This is a genomic window from Nocardioides okcheonensis (assembly GCF_020991065.1).
Classification (GTDB): Bacteria; Actinomycetota; Actinomycetes; order Propionibacteriales; family Nocardioidaceae; genus Nocardioides; species Nocardioides okcheonensis.
On the sequence record NZ_CP087710.1, the window covers coordinates 3,109,945 to 3,124,525 of the forward strand.

Here is a 14,581-nt window from a genome sequence, read left to right on the forward strand (position 1 = left end):
GTGGGCGTCTGCGTGGGTGTCGGCGCTGCTGCTGGCGGCTGCGACCGCCCTGCTGGTGCCAGCGGCGCCACCCGCGCGGCCGCCCCGGACCCCGACGGCCCGCCGCCGGCCGGTGCGGGGTTGCGCTCGGGGCTGCGTCCGGGCGCGCGCCGCCGGCAGGCTGCCCGCGACCGTGCGGCGGTGCTGGAGGTCTGTGACGCGCTGGCCGCCGAGCTGGCCTCGGGCCGACCGCCCACCGCGGCGCTGTCGGCGGCGCAGGAGAGGTGGCCACCCCTGGCCGGCGTGGTCGAGGCGAGCCGCCTGGGCGCCGACGTGCCCGACGCGCTGCGGCGGCTGGCCCGGGAGCGTCCGGGGGCGGACGACCTGCAGCGGGTGGCGAGCGCCTGGCAGGTCGCCCACCGGACCGGCCACGGCCTGGCCGCCGCGCTCGAGCGGACCGCGGCAGGTCTGCGGGCGCGGCGCCGCACCCGGCGCCTCGTCGACTCCGAGCTCGCCTCGGCGCGGGCGACCGCCCGGCTGGTGGCGTGCCTGCCGCTCGCGGTGCTGGTGATGGGCTCCGGCGCGGGCTCCGACCCGTGGGCGTTCCTGCTGGGAAGCGCCGCGGGAGGGGCGTGCCTCGTCGTCGGCCTGGGGCTCCTCGCGCTGGGGCTGTGGTGGATCGAACGGCTCGCCGACGCGGTCGTCGTGCCGTGACCTGGCTGTGCGCGGCCTGCGTGCTGCTCGCGGTCTGGCTGCTGGTCCCGCCGGCGCCCGTGCCGTGGCCGCGCGACGAGACCGCCGCCGCCTCCCGCCCCGCGACGACGCGGGGCCCCGGCCGGTGGACGAGGCTGGCCGCATCGAGCGGTGCGGGGGCCTGCGCCTGGGTGTTCGTCGGCGGCCCGGCCGCGGCCCCGATGGCGGCTGCCGCCGCGGCGGCCGCGTGGTGGGTCCTGGCCCACGCCGAACCCGCGGCGGTGCGCCGGGAGCGCGAGGAGGTGCGACGGACGCTGCCGCACCTCGTCGACCTGTTCGCCGCGACCCTGCGCGGGGGCGCCGACCCGGTGATGGGGCTCGCCACGGTCTGCGAGGCGCTGCCCGGACCCGCGGCCGACCGGCTCGCCCCCGTGGTCGACCACGCCCGGTGGGGCGCACCCGGCGCGGAGGCGTGGGCGACCGTCCTCGACGACGAGGCGCTGGCGCCGCTCGGGCGGGCGATGCTGCGTGCGCAGGCGTCCGGCGCGTCGGTCGTGCAGGCCGTCGAGCGGCTCGCCGACGAGCTCGAGCGGGAGTCCGCGGCCCGTGCCGAGGACGCGGCCCGTCGCGTGGGCGTCGCGGCCGCGCTGCCGCTCGGCGTGTGCCTGCTGCCCGCCTTCCTCCTGCTCGGCGTCGTGCCGACGGTCGCCTCGCTCTTCGCCTCGATGGTCCCGTGACGGGCCCGCGGACGGCCACCGGTCGTGCACAGGCCGGCTCCGGCACCGGTCGTCCACAGCGCCGGGCGGCTCCGGCTGCACGCGTCGCGGCGAGCACGCACCCTCGGGTGACGACGGTGCTCAGCGGGAGCCCCGCGACGACGGGAGACGAGATGACGACGACCTCGCAGGCAGCGCGCGAGCGCGACGAGAGGGGCATCACCACCGCCGAGTACGCGGTCGGGACCGCAGCGGGGGCCGGGTTCGCGGCCCTCCTCTACAAGCTGCTCACCGGCAGCTTCGGCGACCAGCTGCTCGGCAGGCTGTTCGACCACGTCATGGGACTGCTGGGGATCGGCTGATGGCGGCGCGGGCTCGGCGTGAGGAGGGAGCCGCGACCGCCGAGCTCGCGCTCGGCGTCCCGCTGCTGCTCGCCCTGACGGTCGGCCTGGTGTGGATGCTGGCGGTGGGCGCCGCCCAGGTGCGCGTCGTCGACGCGTCCCGCGAGGCCGCCCGGGCGATCGCCCGCGGCGACGACGTCGCCTCGGCCCGGTCGGTCGCCCTGCGGATCGCCCCGGAGGGCGCGTCGGTCCGGGTCGAGGTCGGGGAGGACCGCGTCGTGGTCGTGACCAGCGCCCGCGTGGCCGCGCCCGGTGGGCTGCTGGCGTCGGTGCCGGGCGTCACGGTCTCCGACGAGGCGGTCGCGCTCGTGGAGGAGTCGTGGCCGTGACCCGCGACCGGGGGGAGGAGGGCGCCGCCACGGTCCTCGTGCTGGCGGTGGCCGCGATGCTGATGTTCGTGGCCCTCGGTCTCGCCGGGGTCGGCGGGCTGGTCGTCGCGCAGCGTCGGGCGCAGGCGGCAGCCGACCTCACGGCGGTCGGCGCTGCCGGGGCCGCGGCGTCCGGGGGTGCGGCCTGCGCGGCAGCGGCACGCGTGGCCAGCGCCAACGCGGCCGTGCTGGATGGGTGCGCGGTGCACGGACGAGAGGTCCGGGTGGCGGTGTCGGTCGACGGACCGGCCGTGCCGTGGCGCCGGGTCCGGGTGCGGGCCGAGGCGCGCGCCGGACCGGCGAGCAGCAGCCCGTCGCGCCACGTCGTCGCGACGGTGGAGCCGGTGGCCGGTAGATCCGGCCGGTGGCTCCACCGTCGGGGACCGGACCTCCCGCTCAGCGGTGGGTGCGGCCCGCCACGATCACGCGGACGGGGACCGGTCCTCGCCGTCGGCGCGGCGCTCGGCCTCGACCCGCTCGAGCTTGGCGTTGAGCTCGCTGAGCTCCTTGCGCTCCCTGCGGTGCGCGAGGGTGCGCTTGGTGCCCCACTTGAGGATCGCGAGGCCCCAGAGGATCGCCGCACCGGCGGCGACCCCGATCAGGAAGGCGGACAGCGTGTTGACCTCGACCCCGAGGTAGGAGCCACCGGTCCCGGCGTCGGTGAAGGCGAAGGCGAACAGGATGGCCAGCCCGCCGAGTGCGATGAGGACGAGTCCGATGATCACCATGGCCCGAATCTAGCGCTTCGCGACCTCGCGTGGCGCACCCGTGAGGAGGGCGTCGAGGAGCCGGATGGCGCCGTCCTTGTCGAGCGGGTTGTTCTGGTTGCCGCACTTGGGCGACTGGATGCACGACGGGCAGCCGCTGGCGCACTCGCACCCGGCGATCGCCTCCCGGGTCGCGGTCAGCCACTCGACCGCGGTGGCGAACCCGCGCTCCGCGAACCCGGCGCCGCCGGGGTGCCCGTCGTAGACGAAGACGGTCAGCAGCCCGGTGTCGGGGTGACGCGCCGTGGAGACCCCGCCGATGTCCCACCGGTCGCAGGTCGCGAAGAGCGGCAGCAGGCCGATCGAGCAGTGCTCGGCGGCGTGGGCGGCGCCCGGCACGTCGAGGGCCGCCAGGCCGGCCTCGGCGACGACGTCGTCGGGCACGGTCCACCAGACCGCCGTGGTGCGCAGCGTCCGCTCCGGCAGGTCGAGCGGCTCCTCGCCCAGCACCTCCCCGCCCGGCTGGCGACGGCGCAGGAACGACACCACCTGGTGGGACACGTCGACCTCGCCCAGCGCCAGCTCGCAGCCGGCCCACGAGCGGCGCTCACGCGTGGAGACGATGCTGATGTCGGTGACCTCGCGGGCGGTGGTCGACCACGCCGGGTCGTCGCGGTGCATCATCGCGACGTGGTGGTCGAGGTCGAGCGACTCGACCAGCCAGGTCTCGCCCTGGTGGACGTAGACCGCCCCGGGGTGCGCCTGGTTGTGGGCCCCGGACGCGTCCACCGTGCCGACGACCCGGCCCGTGCCGGACTCGACGAGCTGGACCGCCGAGCCGCCCGCGGACCGGATGTCGGCCAGGTCGGCGGCGCGGCCGCGGTCGGTCCAGAACCAGCCGCGCGGCCGCCGCCGGAGCAGCCCGAGGTCGGTGAGCTGGTCGAGGACGTCGCGGGCCGTCGGTCCGAAGAGCGGGAGGTCGGCCTCCGTCAGCGGCTGCTCCTGGGCGGCGGCGCACAGGTGCGGGCCCATGACGTGCGGGTTGTCGGGGTCGAAGACCGAGGCCTCGACGGGTGCGCCGATGAGCATCTCCGGGTGGGTGACGAGGTAGGTGTCCAGCGGGTCGTCCTTCGCGACCAGCACGCCGAGCGCGTCCTGCGCGCCGCGGCCCGCCCGTCCGACCTGCTGCCAGAACGCCGCCCGGGTGCCGGGGAAGCCGGCGATCAGCACCGCGTCCAGGCCGCTGACGTCGATCCCCAGCTCGAGGGCGTTGGTGGCGGCCAGGCCCATCAGGTCGCCGCGCCGCAGTGCCGCCTCGAGCGCGCGTCGCTCCTCCGGGAGGTAGCCGCCGCGGTAGGCCGCGACCCGGCCCGGGAGGGACGGGTCGACCTCGGCCAGCAGGTCGGCCGCGGTCGCCGCGATCTGCTCGACACCACGCCGCGAGCGCACGAAGGCCAGCGTGCGGACGTCCTCGGCGACCAGGTCGGCGAGCAGGTCGGCGACCTCCGACGACGCCGCGCGGCGCACCGGCGCACCGTTCTCCCCGTCGTGGGAGGTCAGCGGCGGCTCCCACAGCACCAGCGAGACGTCGCCGCGCGGCGAGTCGTCACGGGTCAGCGCGACGACGTCCAGGCCGGTCAGCCGCGACGCGGTGACCTCGGGCTGCGCGACGGTCGCGGAGGCGAGGACGAACGTCGGGTGCGCGCCGTACATCGCGCACACCCGGCGCAGCCGCCGCAGCACGTGGGCGACGTGGGCGCCGAACACGCCGCGGTAGTGGTGGCACTCGTCGACCACCACGTAGCGCAGCGACCTCAGGAAGCGCGACCAGCGGTGGTGGGTCGGCAGCAGCGAGCGGTGCAGCATGTCGGGGTTGGTGAGGACGTACTCGCCGAAGTCGCGGGTCCAGTCGCGCTCCTCGCGCGAGCTGTCGCCGTCGTGGGCCGAGAGCCGGACGTCGAGGCCGAGCGAGGCCAGCGTCGCGAGCTGGTCGTGGGCCAGCGCCTTGGTGGGGGCGAGGTAGAGGACCGACGCGCCCCGCTCGCCGCGCGAGCCCCGCGCGGCACGGACGGCCGACAGCGCCGGGAGCTGGTAGGCCAGCGACTTCCCGGAGGCCGTGCCGGTCGCGACGATCACGTGGTCGCCCGCGTGCGCGGCGTCGGCGGCCACCACCTGGTGGCGCCACGGCCGCGCGACGCCCCGCGACACGAAGGCCGACCGCACGTCGTCCGGCACCCACGCGGGCCACTCCTCGTGCACCGCGTCCCGGCCCGGCAGCACCTCGAGGTGGCGCAGCCGTCCCTCGCGGCCGGGCACCGCGGTCAGCCGCCGCACGAGGTCGTCGACCCGGGCTGGTGCGACAGGTCGGCCGGTGCTCACCGCGGAAGTCTCGCAAACACCACCGACGGCGACGCCGGTGAGAAGTCCTGGGGACTCCTGCGCGACGGGTGGGACTCGTGGTTTGATACCACCCGATAGAACTCAGGGGCACGCAGTGTGCCTCGATGACGCACTGTCCGAACAGATTCGGGGACCGGGGAGCAGTCGTGGATCTCACCCTTGCCACTCGCGAGGTGGATGGTCGCGCCATCGTGGCGGTCGGCGGGGAGATCGACGTCTACACCGCGCCCAAGCTGCGCGACTGCATCACCGAGCTCGTCGGCGCCGGCACCTACGACATCGTCATCGACCTCGAGGCCGTCGAGTTCCTCGACTCCACCGGGCTCGGCGTGCTGGTCGGAGGCCTGAAGAAGGTCCGCGCCCACGACGGCTCGCTCGACCTGGTCTGCACCCAGGAGCGGCTGCTCAAGATCTTCCGGATCACCGGGCTGGCCAAGGTCTTCGTCATCCACGACACCGTCGGCCTGGCGCCGGGCGCCTGACCGCACCGGCCCTGCACGGCCCTCCCGCTCACCCCTCCGGACGTGCCCGGAGGGGTTTTTCGCGTCCGGGTCCAGACCGCCCGGTGTGGCGTGGATCACCCTGCCCCGTGATCTGGGTCACGTCTGCGTAGACTCCGGCGCGTTCACGTTCCACTTCTAGGAGGACGCGCATATGACCGGGATGCTGCCCGCAGTCGTGAAGCCGGACCTCGAAGGCGGCAACCTCGTCCTGGTCGTCATCGTCGCCCTGATCGCGCTCGGCGCGCTCGGGATGGCGGCGATGTTCCGGTCGCAGGTGATGGCCGCAGGCGAGGGCACCGACAACATGAGGACCATCGCCCAGGCGGTGCAGGAGGGCGCCAACGCCTACCTGCAGCGCCAGTTCCGCACTCTCGGGATCTTCGCCGCGGTGGCGTTCGTGGTCCTGTTCGCACTGCCAGCCGACGACGTGACCGTCCGGATCGGACGCTCCGTGTTCTTCCTGGTCGGTGCCGGCTTCTCCGCCGCCATCGGCTACCTCGGCATGAGCCTCGCGGTCCGCGCCAACCTGCGCGTCGCCGCGGCGGCCGAGACCGAGGGCCGCGACCCGGCCATGACCATCGGCTTCCGCACCGGCGCGTTCGTCGGCATGGCGACCGTCGGGCTCGGCCTGCTCGGCGCCAGCGTCGTGGTCCTGCTGTTCAAGGACGAGGCGCCCCACGTGCTCGAGGGCTTCGGCTTCGGTGCCGCGCTGCTCGCCATGTTCATGCGCGTCGGCGGCGGCATCTTCACCAAGGCCGCCGACGTCGGCGCCGACCTGGTCGGCAAGGTCGAGCAGGGCATCCCCGAGGACGACCCGCGCAACGCGGCGACGATCGCCGACAACGTGGGCGACAACGTCGGCGACTGCGCCGGCATGGCCGCCGACCTCTTCGAGTCCTACGCGGTGACGCTGGTCGCCGCGCTGATCCTCGGCGCCGCGGCGTTCGGCGACAAGGGCCTGGTCTTCCCGCTGCTGATCCCCGCCATCGGCGCGCTCACCGCGGTGCTCGGCGTGTTCATCACCAAGCCGCGGGCCGGCGAGAACGGCCTCACCACCATCAACCGCGCGTTCTACATCTCCGCCGCGGTCGGCGCCGTGGCGTCCGTGATCCTGTCCTACGCCTACCTGCCGGGCTCGTTCTCGGAGTTCACCAACGCCACCGGGACCGACATCGCCGGCGCCACCGGCGACCCGCGGCTGATCGCCAGCCTCGCCGTCGTCATCGGCATCGTGATGGCGGCCGGGATCCTGGCCCTCACCGGCTACTACACCGGCACCGAGTACCGCCCGGTCAAGGACGTCGGCAAGACCTCGCTCACCGGCCCCGCGACCGTCATCCTGGCCGGCCTGAGCGTCGGCTTCGAGTCCGCGGTCTACACCACCCTGGTCATCGGCGCGGCCGTCTTCGGGGCGTTCCTCCTCGGCGGCGCGACCGTCACGGTCTCGCTGTTCGCGGTGGCGCTCGCCGGCTGCGGCCTGCTCACCACCGTCGGCGTGATCGTCGCGATGGACACCTTCGGGCCGGTCTCCGACAACGCGCAGGGCATCGCGGAGATGTCCGGCGACGTCAGCGAGCAGGGCGCGCAGATCCTCACCGAGCTCGACGCCGTGGGCAACACCACCAAGGCGATCACCAAGGGCATCGCGATCGCGACGGCGGTCCTCGCGGCCACCGCGCTGTTCGGGTCGTACTCGACGTCGGTCGCCGAGGCGGTCGCCGACGCCGGCGTGCTGAGCGACGACGACGTGTCGGCGCTCAACTTCCTCGTCTACAACCCGGGCGTGCTCGTCGGCGTGCTGCTCGGCGCCGCGGTCGTCTTCCTCTTCTCCGGCCTGGCGATCAACGCCGTCGCCCGCGCCGCCGGCGCGGTCGTGATGGAGGTGCGCCGCCAGTTCCGCGAGATCCCCGGGATCATGGAGGGCACCGGCCGTCCGGAGTACGGCAAGGTCGTCGACATCGTCACCCGCGACTCGCTGCGCGAGCTGATCACGCCCGGCATCCTCGCGGTGATGGCCCCGATCGCGGTCGGCTTCGGCCTCGGCGTGGCCGCCCTCGCGGGCTTCCTGGCCGGCGCGATCGGCACCGGCACGCTGATGGCGGTCTTCCTCGCCAACGCCGGCGGCGCCTGGGACAACGCCAAGAAGCTGGTCGAGGACGGCCACCACGGCGGCAAGGGCTCCGAGGCCCACGCCGCCACGGTCATCGGCGACACGGTCGGCGACCCGTTCAAGGACACCGCCGGCCCGGCCATCAACCCGCTCATCAAGGTGATGAACCTCGTCTCGCTGCTGATCGCGAGCGCCGTGGTCTCGATGAGCGTGGGCGAGGACCAGAACGACGCCCTGCGCATCGTGATCGCGCTGGTCGCGGTCGCGATCATCGTCGGAGCGGTCGTCGTGTCGAAGCGGCGCGAGGTGGCGATCGCCGACGACGGCGACAACGCCGGCTCGTCGTCGTTCGCCCCGCACACCGCCTGATCGCCGGCCCCGCACGCACGCGGCCCGCCCTCCTCCGGGAGCGGCGGGCCGCCGTGCGTCAGCCCTCGCCGAAGTGGGGCCGGGTGAGCTCGGAGGTCAGACCGCCGAGCGCGGTGCGGTCGTCGGTGTCGCCGACGTGCGGGCCCTGGAGCCACTGCGCGAACGACCAGATCTCCGACAGCCGCCACTCCAGGTCGAACAGCCGCACCATCTCCTTGTCGTGCGGCACGTCGCGTCCCTCGTGGACCAGCGTGGCCAGGTCGCGCTCGCGCGGCGCGAGCAGCAGCGACTCCCAGTCGATCAGCCAGGTCCGCCCGCGCGCGACCCACTGGTTGCGCACGTGCGGCTCGCCGTGCGTGACGACGTACGCCGCCGGGTCGGCGAGGTCGCGCAGCCGGGCGTGCTCGCGGACCCAGCCCCCGACCTGCGTCAGGTGCCCGACGAGCAGGTCGCGCGCGGCCGGCCCGAGCGGGCCGTCCCAGGGCTGCTGCAGCAGCTCGCGCAGGAGGTCGGGCAGGTCGGGGTCGAGCTCGGTGGTCCAGGCGCGCGCCGAGGGAGGCGGTGCGGCCGCGTGCAGCCGGGCGAGCAGGTCGGGCAGGTCGGCCACCGACTCCTCGGGTCGCGCGCCGTCGAGCCACCCCGTGACGCTCGCGGTCCGGGGACCGCACGGCACGGTGAACCCGCCGTCGGCGTGCGGCAGCGGCGGCCACACGAAGTCGAGGTCGAGCGTGGCGGCCGCGGCGTACGCCCCCTCCAGGGTCGCGCGCGTGTGCCGGGGCAGCGGCGGGTCGAGGGTCGCGAAGAGGGTGGGCGTGCCCGCGACGTCGACGCGCCAGTGGTGGGCGCCCCACCCGACCGGCAGGTGCTCGACCGCATCGGCGCGCGGCTCCCAGAGGGTGCGCACGACCTCGAGCACCTCGGCGTCGGTCACGTCGGTCGGCGGCTCCAGCACGCCACCATCCTGCCTCAGGCGGGCGGCAGCGTGATCCGGAACAGCGCGCCGCCGCCCGGGGCGACGTCGGCGACCACGTCGCCCTCCATCCGCCGCACCAGGCCGGCGACGATCGCCAGGCCGAGGCCGTGGCCGCCGGTGGCGCGGCGACCCCGGTAGCGCTCGTGCAGCACGCCCGGCTCGAAGGCCACCGCCAGGTCGTCCGGTGCGAGTCCGGGCCCGCTGTCGCGGACCTCGAGCCGGCCCGGCGCCCGGCAGGACAGGTCGACCGAGCCGCCCGGCGGCGTGACCCGCAGGGCGTTGTCGAGCAGCGCGTCGAGCACCTGCCGCAGCCGGGCGGCGTCGGCCCGCACGGTGCACGGCTGCGACGTCGCCGTGACCGTCACGTCGGCCGCCCGGGCGCGGGTCGACCAGGCGTCGGCGGTCTCCGCGACCAGCGCGGCGAGGTCGACCGTCGTGACGTCGACCCGGAAGTCGTCGGCCTCCAGGCGCGCGAGGGCGAGCAGGTCGGCGACGTACGCCTCGAGGCGCAGCGCCTCGGCCAGCACGGTGCGTCCGGCCTCCCGTGACTCCTCCGGCGCGACGGTGCCGTCGGCCAGGCCCTCGGCCCACCCCCGCACCGCGGTGAGGGGGGTGCGGAGCTCGTGGGAGACCGACAGCAGGAACCGGCGCTGCCGCGCCTCGCTGGTGCGCAGCGCCTCGTCGAGCTGGCCGAGCGCGGCGACCACGTCGTCGACCTCCGGCGGCCCGGTGGCGACCAGCGCGACGCCACGCTCGCCCGCGGCGAGCCGGCGGGCGGCGTCGGCGGCGGTGGTCAACGGCCAGGCGACCCGTCGCGCGAGCCAGACCGCGAGCCCGGTCGCCACGAGCGAGCCGAGGGCCAGCGCGAGGACCACCCGTCGGCGGACCGCGGCGAGGGCGGGGTCGGCGGTCGACAGGTCGGCGGCCAGCACCACCGCTCCGCCCGAGCGGGAGGGGCGCCCCTCGACCAGCACCGGCGCCCCGTCGAGCTCGGCCTCGCCCGACACCGAGCCTCCGGACCGGAGCGTGGCGAGCTGGTCCGCCGACAGCACGCTCGCGGCCCCCGTGGCCCGCGACGGGGTGACGACGCCGAGGGTCAGGCCCGAGACGTCGGTGACGCGGTCGAGCCGCTGCGAGGACAGGGCCAGGCGGGGGACCCGGGCGAGCAGGTCGACCTGCCGGGCGAGCGGTGCGCGCACCGCGTCCTCCCGGGCGCCGGACAGCAGCGGCGCGAGCAGCACCCCGGCCAGCACCGCCGACACGGCCGCGACCGCGGCCATGGCCAGGGCCAGGCGCGCGGCGAGCCCGAGCGGTCGGGTCACGACGGCCTCCGCGCGCGGTAGCCGGCGCCGCGCACCGTCTCCACGGGGCAGTGCTCGCCGAGCTTGGCGCGCAGCTGGGCGACGTGGACGTCGACGGTCCGGCTGCTGCCGTAGTCGGCCTGGCCCCACGCCCGCGACAGCAGCTCGGCGCGGCCGAACACCCGCCCGGGGGCGCTCATCAGCACCTCCAGCAGGTTGAGCTCGGTCGCCGTCAGGTGCCGCTCCTCGCCGTCGACGCTCAGCGAGCGGGCGCCCTGGTCGAGCGCCAGCGCGCCGTCGCGCAGCACCCGCGGCCCGGCCGGAGCGGTGCTGCGCCGCACCACGGTCCGGACCCGCGCCACCAGCTCGCGCGGGGAGAACGGCTTGGTGACGTAGTCGTCGGCGCCCAGCTCCAGGCCGAGCACCCGGTCCACCTCCTCGTCCCGCGCGGTCACGAACAGCACCGGGGTCCAGTCGCCTCGCTCGCGCATCGCCCGGCAGACGTCGGTGCCGTCGCCGTCGGGGAGCCCGACGTCGAGCAGGACCGCGGCGGGCCGCAGCCGGCGCACGGCCTCGAGCGCGCCGTGCACGCCCGTCTCGAGGTGCACCCCGAACCCGGCGGCGGTCAGGTAGCGCCGCACCAGGTCGCTGATCGCGGGCTCGTCCTCGACGACGAGCACCAGGCCGCGGGGGTGGTCCACACGACGAACGCTAGTGCGCCCGGGCGGCGTCGGCAGGCGGATCGCCCCGGCCTTACCGGACCCGAACACGACGCTGACGTGGGCGCCACCCACGGCCACCAGTGTCGACCCCGGTGGCCGGCACCGGACCGGCCGACGACGAAGGAGAACGCGATGCCCCTCATCCAGACCGCCGGACTGTTCGCGGCCGGCCTGCTCACCACCTCCTCGCTGTTCGCGGGCGCCGCCCCGGGCGCCGGTGACGACGCGGGCGACGGCCCGCGCGTCCCGTGCGGCGCGGTGTGGTCGCAGCTGCCGCAGGACCTGCGCGACGACCTCACCGCCGTCCGGGACCTGCCCGCCGGCGAGCGCGCGAGGCGCTGCGCGCGGTCCGACGCGACGCCCTCGACGGCGACTACGGGCCGCGGGTGCAGCGCTTCGCCGAGCGGCGCGACGAGCGGGTGCGCGCGGTCCGTCGGGCGATGCCGGCCGAGCTGCGCCAGGACCTGCGCGAGGCCCGGCGCCTCGACGGGGACGCCCGCGCCGACGCGTACGACGAGATCCGCGCCGACGCCCTCGGCGGCGAGTACGGCGAGCGCGTGCAGCAGGTGGCGACGGCCGTGCAGGAGCGGCGCGAGGCGTGCGGCGCGTCGTGATCCGGGCCCTCGCGCGCACGGCCGTGGTGCCGGCCGTCGTCGGGTGCGCGGTCGGGGCGGGCGTCCTGCTCGTCGCCTCGCAGACGGCCACGCCCGCGGTGGTGCAGGCGCCGGCGGGGACGCGCCGGCGCACCCGCCCGCCACCGGCGCCGAGCGGCGCGTGGCCCGCGTGTCGGCCCTGCTGGTCGAGCACCGGTGCTGGACCGACGGCGCGCCGGCCGGTGCGCCCGCCCCCGGGCACGCGGTGGTGACCCGGCCCGGCGGGTCGCCCCGGCTCGTCGCGGCAAAGGTCGGGTTCGGCATCTGGCTGGAGGGCGAGCCCGGCGTGCTTCACGGCTTCTGCCCCTGAGCTCCTCGCCTACGCTGGAGCGGTGCCCGCACCCACCCGCATCGCGCTCCTCTCGGACGTCCACGGCAACCTGACGGCGCTGGAGGCGGTGCTGGCCGACATCGACGCTCGCGGCATCACGCGGATCTTCAACCTCGGCGACTACGTCGGGAAGGGGCCCCGCGGCCGCGAGGTGGTCGACCTGTGTCGGGAGCGGTGCGAGGTCAACCTGCTCGGCAACTGGGACGACTTCCTCCCCGACCCGGACCGCACGTTCGACGACGACGCGATGCGCTGGTGGCTCGACGAGCTCGGGCCGGGGCAGGGGGAGTGGCTCCGGTCGCTGCCGTTCTGCCACGACTTCTGGCTCTCGGGCCGGCGGGTGCGGCTGTTCCACGCGAGCGAGGAGACCGTGCACCGCCGGGTGCGCTACGTCCGCTCGCAGGCGGAGTACGAGGCGCTCTTCACCAACACCGCCGCCACCGGCTTCGACCACCCTGAGCCCGACCTGGTCGGCTACGGCGACACCCACGACCCGTTCTACGAGTGCCAGCTCGAGGGCCGCACCGCCTTCAACACCGGCTCGGTGGGCAACTGCATGGGCGACGCGACGCCGCTCTACTGCATCCTCGAGGGCGTCGTGGACTCCCCGGACCCCGCGCCGTGGGCGATCAGCTACGTGCGGGTGCCCTACGACGTCGAGGCCGAGCTCGAGGCCGCCCGACGGCTCGGGGTGCCGCACTACGACGGCTACGAGCTCGAGCTCCGGCACGGCCTCTACCGCGGGATGCTCGAGGAGTGGCGCGCCGGGGAGGTGCTCACCGGCTACCACGAGCGTGAGAGCGTGCGCGGATGAGCGACCTGGACGTCACCGGCCCGCTGCGCGACGCGCTGCTCGCGGCCGACTTCACCTACGACCGCGTGGCCGAGGCGATCGGCGAGGACGCGCACCGAGCGCTGGGGCGCAACGAGACCCGCCCGGCGCTGCGGCGCACGACGGCGGGCTCGCCCCTCGACACGCTCGTGCGGCTCTTCCTGCTGCAGACCACGGTGACCCGCGACGCCGCCGACGCGGCGCTGCCCGGTCTCGTCGACCGGCTCTGCGCCGTCGGCCTGCTGGAGCAGAGCGTCAGCGAGGTCGCCGCGCGCACCGACTGCCGCCCGTACGCCGCCGACGACCGCGACCTGTGGGTCGTCTCCGACCTGACGCCCGGCCTCGACGGGGCGCCGGTCGCGGTCGGCCCCGACCACGTCCTCGGCATCTCCAGCGCGTCGACCAGCCTGGCCCAGCTCACGATGCGCGAGCCGGTGGGCAGCGCGCTCGACCTCGGCACCGGCTGCGGCGTGCAGGCGCTGCACCTCGCCGGGCACGCCGGACGCGTCGTCGCCACCGACGTCAACGCCCGGGCGCTGTGGATGACGCGCCTCAACGCGGCGCTCAACGAGGTCGAGGTCGACGTCCGCGACGGCTCCTTCTTCGAGCCCGTGGCCGGTGAGCGGTTCGACCTGATCGCCACCAACCCGCCCTTCGTGATCTCGCCCGCGACCGGCGAGCGCCTGGTCTACCGCGACTCCGGCCTCCCCGGCGACCGCGTCGTGGAGCACATCGTGCGGACCGGCCCCGACCACCTCGCCGACGGCGGCTGGCTGCAGGTGCTGGCCAACTGGGCGATCGTCGACGGCACCCCGTGGGACGAGCGGATCGGCTCGTGGCTGCGGCCCGACTGCGACGCCCTGGTGGTCCAGCGCGAGACCCTCGACCCCGCGTCGTACGTCGAGCTGTGGCTCAAGGACTCCGGCCACCACGGCGGCCGCGACTACGCCGAGCGCTACGACACGTGGCTGTCGTGGCTGGAGCAGGTGGGGATCGAGGGCGTCGGCTTCGGCTGGATCAACGTCCGGCTCGGGGGGAGCGGGCGCCACGACCTGCAGGAGTGGCCCTACGACGTCGAGCAGCCGATCGCGCCGGCGATCCACGACTGGGGCGCGGCTGCGGCCGACCTGGCCGGCCTCACCGACGACGACCTGCTCGCCCGGCACCTGCGGGCGCGCGACGACGTCCAGCAGGAGACCGTCGGCCGCCCGGGCGCCGAGGACCCGGAGGCCATCGTGCTGCGCCAGCAGCGCGGCTTCCGCCGGGCCCGCACCGCCGACACCGTGGAGGCGGCGTTCGTCGGGGCCAGCGACGGCGACCTGTCGGTCGGCCAGCTGCTCGGAGCGCTCGGCGCGCTGCTGGAGCGCGACGAGGCGGACCTGCGGGCGACCTACCTCCCGGTGGTCCGGGACCTGGTCGCCGAGGGGTTCCTGGAGGCCTGACCGGCCACCCCTGTGGACCGCCCGGGGTGGTCATCTGGCGATGTGGCGCTACCGTTGCCGCGCCGAGCCCATCTCGGCCAG

General features: G+C 75.7%; 15 protein-coding genes and 1 pseudogene. 11 read left to right on the forward strand and 5 right to left on the reverse strand.

Annotated features, from left to right (window positions below; genetic code table 11):
- The 5 genes and pseudogenes from LN652_RS15170 to LN652_RS22175 all read left to right on the forward strand — a co-directional run.
- Positions 1 to 693: a type II secretion system F family protein gene (locus LN652_RS15170; protein WP_230441447.1), complete on the forward strand. Its 693-nt coding sequence runs from the start codon at positions 1 to 3 to the stop codon at positions 691 to 693.
- Positions 690 to 1,409, forward strand: a complete 720-nt coding sequence (locus LN652_RS15175) for a type II secretion system F family protein (protein WP_230441448.1) — start codon at positions 690 to 692, stop codon at positions 1,407 to 1,409. Before LN652_RS15170 ends, LN652_RS15175 begins: the two co-directional genes overlap by 4 nt.
- 152 nt (positions 1,410 to 1,561) lie before the next feature.
- Positions 1,562 to 1,750, forward strand: a complete 189-nt coding sequence (locus LN652_RS15180) for a DUF4244 domain-containing protein (RefSeq protein ID WP_230441449.1) — start codon at positions 1,562 to 1,564, stop codon at positions 1,748 to 1,750.
- Positions 1,750 to 2,118, forward strand: coding sequence for a TadE/TadG family type IV pilus assembly protein (locus LN652_RS15185; RefSeq protein WP_230441450.1), 369 nt, complete (start codon positions 1,750 to 1,752; stop codon positions 2,116 to 2,118). The genes LN652_RS15180 and LN652_RS15185 overlap by 1 nt, the downstream gene beginning before the upstream one ends.
- A gap of 62 nt (positions 2,119 to 2,180) precedes the next feature.
- A pseudogene (locus tag LN652_RS22175) lies at positions 2,181 to 2,396 on the forward strand (hypothetical protein); the annotation flags it as partial.
- 183 nt (positions 2,397 to 2,579) lie between these two features.
- Here the strand turns inward: LN652_RS22175 and LN652_RS15190 are convergent.
- Both LN652_RS15190 and LN652_RS15195 read right to left on the reverse strand, forming a co-directional pair.
- Complete coding sequence (locus tag LN652_RS15190) at positions 2,580 to 2,885, reverse strand: hypothetical protein (protein ID WP_230441451.1); 306 nt, start codon at positions 2,883 to 2,885, stop codon at positions 2,580 to 2,582.
- 9 nt (positions 2,886 to 2,894) lie between these two features.
- On the reverse strand, positions 2,895 to 5,243 hold the full coding sequence (locus LN652_RS15195) for a DEAD/DEAH box helicase (protein ID WP_230441452.1): 2,349 nt from the start codon (positions 5,241 to 5,243) through the stop codon (positions 2,895 to 2,897).
- A 194-nt stretch (positions 5,244 to 5,437) separates the two neighbouring features.
- Between LN652_RS15195 and LN652_RS15200 the strand changes: the two genes are divergently transcribed.
- Together LN652_RS15200 and LN652_RS15205 are read left to right on the forward strand one after the other, a co-directional pair.
- A complete protein-coding gene (locus tag LN652_RS15200; protein WP_456238066.1) occupies positions 5,438 to 5,746 on the forward strand; it encodes an STAS domain-containing protein in 309 nt (102 codons plus the stop codon).
- A 172-nt stretch (positions 5,747 to 5,918) separates the two neighbouring features.
- Positions 5,919 to 8,246: a sodium-translocating pyrophosphatase gene (locus LN652_RS15205; protein ID WP_230441453.1), complete on the forward strand. Its 2,328-nt coding sequence runs from the start codon at positions 5,919 to 5,921 to the stop codon at positions 8,244 to 8,246.
- Positions 8,247 to 8,304: 58 nt separating this feature from the next.
- On the opposite strand, the gene LN652_RS15210 is transcribed toward LN652_RS15205, so the two are convergent.
- From LN652_RS15210 to LN652_RS15220, 3 genes are read right to left on the reverse strand one after another with little or no spacing between them, the layout of a single operon-like run.
- The gene (locus LN652_RS15210; RefSeq protein ID WP_230441454.1) at positions 8,305 to 9,198 is read right to left on the reverse strand and encodes a hypothetical protein; all 894 of its coding nucleotides are present in this window, start codon (positions 9,196 to 9,198) and stop codon (positions 8,305 to 8,307) included.
- Positions 9,199 to 9,212: 14 nt separating this feature from the next.
- Positions 9,213 to 10,541, reverse strand: coding sequence for a sensor histidine kinase (locus tag LN652_RS15215; protein ID WP_230441455.1), 1,329 nt, complete (start codon positions 10,539 to 10,541; stop codon positions 9,213 to 9,215).
- Entirely contained in the window at positions 10,538 to 11,221 is a 684-nt protein-coding gene (locus tag LN652_RS15220) for a response regulator transcription factor (protein WP_230441456.1), read from the reverse strand. Before LN652_RS15220 ends, LN652_RS15215 begins: the two co-directional genes overlap by 4 nt.
- A 407-nt stretch (positions 11,222 to 11,628) precedes the next feature.
- Between LN652_RS15220 and LN652_RS15225 the strand changes: the two genes are divergently transcribed.
- The 4 genes from LN652_RS15225 to LN652_RS15240 all read left to right on the forward strand — a co-directional run bounded on the left by LN652_RS15225 (position 11,629) and on the right by LN652_RS15240 (position 14,500).
- The gene (locus tag LN652_RS15225; RefSeq protein ID WP_230441457.1) at positions 11,629 to 11,856 is read left to right on the forward strand and encodes a hypothetical protein; all 228 of its coding nucleotides are present in this window, start codon (positions 11,629 to 11,631) and stop codon (positions 11,854 to 11,856) included.
- Positions 11,857 to 12,016: 160 nt separating this feature from the next.
- A complete protein-coding gene (locus LN652_RS15230; protein ID WP_230441458.1) occupies positions 12,017 to 12,205 on the forward strand; it encodes a hypothetical protein in 189 nt (62 codons plus the stop codon).
- Between the two features lie 22 nt (positions 12,206 to 12,227).
- Positions 12,228 to 13,040, forward strand: coding sequence for a metallophosphoesterase family protein (locus LN652_RS15235; protein WP_230441459.1), 813 nt, complete (start codon positions 12,228 to 12,230; stop codon positions 13,038 to 13,040).
- Positions 13,037 to 14,500: a DUF7059 domain-containing protein gene (locus LN652_RS15240; RefSeq protein ID WP_230441460.1), complete on the forward strand. Its 1,464-nt coding sequence runs from the start codon at positions 13,037 to 13,039 to the stop codon at positions 14,498 to 14,500. Before LN652_RS15235 ends, LN652_RS15240 begins: the two co-directional genes overlap by 4 nt.
- The last annotated feature ends 81 nt before the right edge of the window (positions 14,501 to 14,581 follow it).